The following is a 3,036-nucleotide window of genomic DNA, read 5'->3' on the forward strand; positions in this document are numbered from 1 at the left end:
CGACGAGACCGCCGCCGACGAGACGTCCGCCGACGAAGCCTCCGCCGCCACCGAAGCCTCTGCCGCCAACGCCGACCTGGCCCCCCTCGGCGCCGGCGAGATCCCGGAACTGAACCGCGCGGAGAGCGAGCAGGAGTTCTTCGCCCTCAACACCGGTGAGCTGACGGAGCAGCAGCGGGTGAGGCCGTTCGTCGGCCCGCGCCCGCGCATCGTCACGCGGCGCGGCTGGGGCGCGAACGAGGGACTGCGGGAGCGGGGTTTCCGGTACACGAAGAAGGTCAAGGCGGCCTTCGTGCACCACACGGCCAGCGGCAACAAGTACCGCTGCTCGCAGTCCCCGTCACTCATCCGCAGTATCTACCGCTACCACGTCAGGAGCATGGGCTGGCGGGACATCGGCTACAACTTCCTCATCGACAAGTGCGGAAAGATCTACGAGGGCCGCGCCGGAGGCGTGGCCAGGCCGGTCCTCGGCGCCCACACCCTTGGTTTCAACAGCAACAGCATGGGGATCGCCGTCCTCGGGTCGTACGGCGCCAAGAAGCCGTCGTCCGCCGCGATCAAGGCCATCGCCCGGCTCACGGCCTGGAAGCTGGGTCTGTACGGGGTGAATCCGCGGGGAAAGACCTACCTGAAGTCGGCTGGCAGCAATCTCTACCGAAAAGGTAAGAAGGTACGACTGAACGTGATTTCCGGTCACCGGGACGGATTCAGGACGTCCTGCCCGGGACGCAAGCTCTACGGCAAGCTCGGCTCGGCCCGCTCCAAGGCGGCCCGGTACCAGGGCCGCTGAGACACACGTTCACCGCCGTCGGGGGGCAGCGGGCGGAATGCCGCACGGCCAGCGAAGGCGCCACGGAACGGTCTGCATACACTGACCGGCCGAAAGACAGTTCGGCCGGTCCCGGCAGGAAGCAGAGACGACACGTGACAGAAGCGATCCTCCTGGTCGGCGGCAAGGGCACCCGACTGCGCCCGCTCACGGTGCACACGCCCAAGCCCATGGTGCCGGCGGCCGGGGTGCCCTTCCTCACGCACCAGCTGGCGAGAGCGAGAGCGGCGGGCGTCGAGCACATCGTCCTGGCCACGTCCTATCTGGCCGAGGTCTTCGAGCCGTACTTCGGTGACGGTTCCGCGCTGGGGCTCCACCTGGAGTACGTGACGGAGGAGGAGCCCCTGGGCACGGGCGGCGCCATCCGCAACGTGGCCTCCCGGCTGCACTCCGGCCCCGACGACCCGGTCCTGATCTTCAACGGCGACATCCTGACGGGCCTCGACATCCGGGCCCTGGTCGACACCCACGAGTCGACGGGCGCGGACATCTCCCTGCACCTCACCCAGGTCACGGACCCGCGCGCCTACGGTCTCGTCCCCACGGACGACACGGGCAGGGTCCTGGCGTTCCTGGAGAAGCCGCAGACGCCCGAGGAGATCGTCACCGACCAGATCAACGCGGGGGCGTACGTCTTCCGCCGCTCGGTCATCGACACGATCCCGCCGGGCCGGCCGGTGTCGGTGGAGCGCGAGACGTTTCCGGACCTGTTGACCGCCGGCGCGCACCTCCAGGGCATGGTCGACTCGACGTACTGGCTGGATCTGGGCACACCGGCGGCATTCGTCCGGGGCTCGGCGGACCTGGTCCTGGGCCGGGCCCCGTCCCCGGCGGTCCCCGGCCGCTGCGGGGACCGCCTGGTCCTGCCGACGGCCACGGTCGCGGCCGACGCGAAGCTGTCCGGCGGCACGGTGGTCGGCGAGGGGGCGTTCGTCGCGGAGGGCGCCCGCGTCTTCGGCAGCACGATCCTGCCGGGCGCCGTGATCGAGCCCGGCGCGGTCGTCACCGACTCCCTCATAGGCACCCGGGCCCGCGTCGGCGAGCGCTCCGTCCTCACCGGCACGGTCATAGGCGACGGCGCGGTCATAGGCCCCGACAACGAACTCCGCGACGGCGCCCGCATCTGGTGCGACGCCCACATCCCAGCAGGAGCGGTCCGCTTCTCTTCGGACCAGTAGCGCACTGGCTGCCGCCTGCGGGCAGTCGTGCCGCTGGGGCGGCACGGGTGGGCGCAGGCGGCACCCCGCTACGCCGGGCTGCGGGCCCACCCGGCCCCAGCCACAACGCCGCAGCACTGGAAACCGGGGCAGCTCACAACGCCCCGATATCCCACCGCGGCATCTTCGGCGCCCTCCGCCCCGGCACCGCCCCACTCAGCAGAATCAACCGAGCCGCCCGATGCCGCTGCCCCGCATACGGCTCCAACAACTCCAGCATCACGGAGTCATCCGCATCCCGGTCGCCGGCCAACGCCCACCCCACGATCCGGGGCAGATGCAGATCCCCCACGGTCACCTCGTCCGGCGCCCCATGACTGCGCTGCACCGTCTCCGCCGACGTCCACGGCCCCACCCCCGGCACCAGCTCCAACCGCGCCCGAGCCGCCCCCGGCTCCATCCCGGCCGCCTCCTCCAACCGCCCGGCCACCCGAACCGCACGCAGAATCGTCGACGCCCGCTTGTTGTCGACCCCGGCCCGATGCCACTCCCACGACGGGATCAACGCCCACTCCCGAGGCGCCGGCATCACACACATCCGCCCGGGCGCGGGCCCCGGCGCCGGCTCCCCGAACTTCCGCACCAGCAACCGCCACGCCCGATACGCCTCATCGGTCGTGACCTTCTGCTCCAGAATCGACGGAATCAGCGACTCCATCACCAGCCCGCTCCGCGTCAGCCTGAGCCCCGGCCGCCGATGCCGGGCCAGCGCCACCAGCCGGTGCCGGGGCACGAACACGGACGGGTCATCGGCGGCCCCGAGCAACTCCGGCAACCGGTCCAGCAGCCACTGAGCCCCGGGCCCCCAGGCCTGGCCGCGCACCCCGCCGCCGTAGGCGCAGACCCGTAGCGTGCCGGGCCCGGCGGGCGTACGGCAGGCCCGCCACACGGACCCGTCCGGCATCGCCCGGAACGTCGGATCACCCGGTCCGCGCCTCAGCGGCCCGAGCACCAGCCCGAGATCCAGCGGCCCGTCCGGCACCCAGT

Annotated in this window: 3 protein-coding genes; 2 read left to right on the forward strand and 1 reads right to left on the reverse strand. The window is 71.6% G+C overall.

The window, feature by feature from the left end; translation table 11 throughout:
• Window positions 1-793: peptidoglycan recognition protein family protein (locus CCL05_RS42815; protein ID WP_167409729.1), on the forward strand; the 793-nt coding region annotated here is incomplete at its 5' end.
• 134 nt (window positions 794-927) lie between these two features.
• On the forward strand, window positions 928-2,010 hold the full coding sequence (gene manB / locus CCL05_RS42820; RefSeq protein ID WP_086565873.1) for a mannose-1-phosphate guanylyltransferase: 1,083 nt from the start codon (window positions 928-930) through the stop codon (window positions 2,008-2,010).
• Between the two features lie 133 nt (window positions 2,011-2,143).
• On the opposite strand, the gene CCL05_RS42825 is transcribed toward manB, so the two are convergent.
• Window positions 2,144-3,036 (reverse strand): DNA-3-methyladenine glycosylase family protein (locus CCL05_RS42825; RefSeq protein WP_107400594.1); only part of this gene is annotated, 893 nt, incomplete at its 5' end.

It is taken from the genome of Streptomyces africanus, assembly GCF_002150735.1.
In the GTDB taxonomy this organism is placed as follows: Bacteria; Actinomycetota; Actinomycetes; order Streptomycetales; family Streptomycetaceae; genus Streptomyces; species Streptomyces africanus.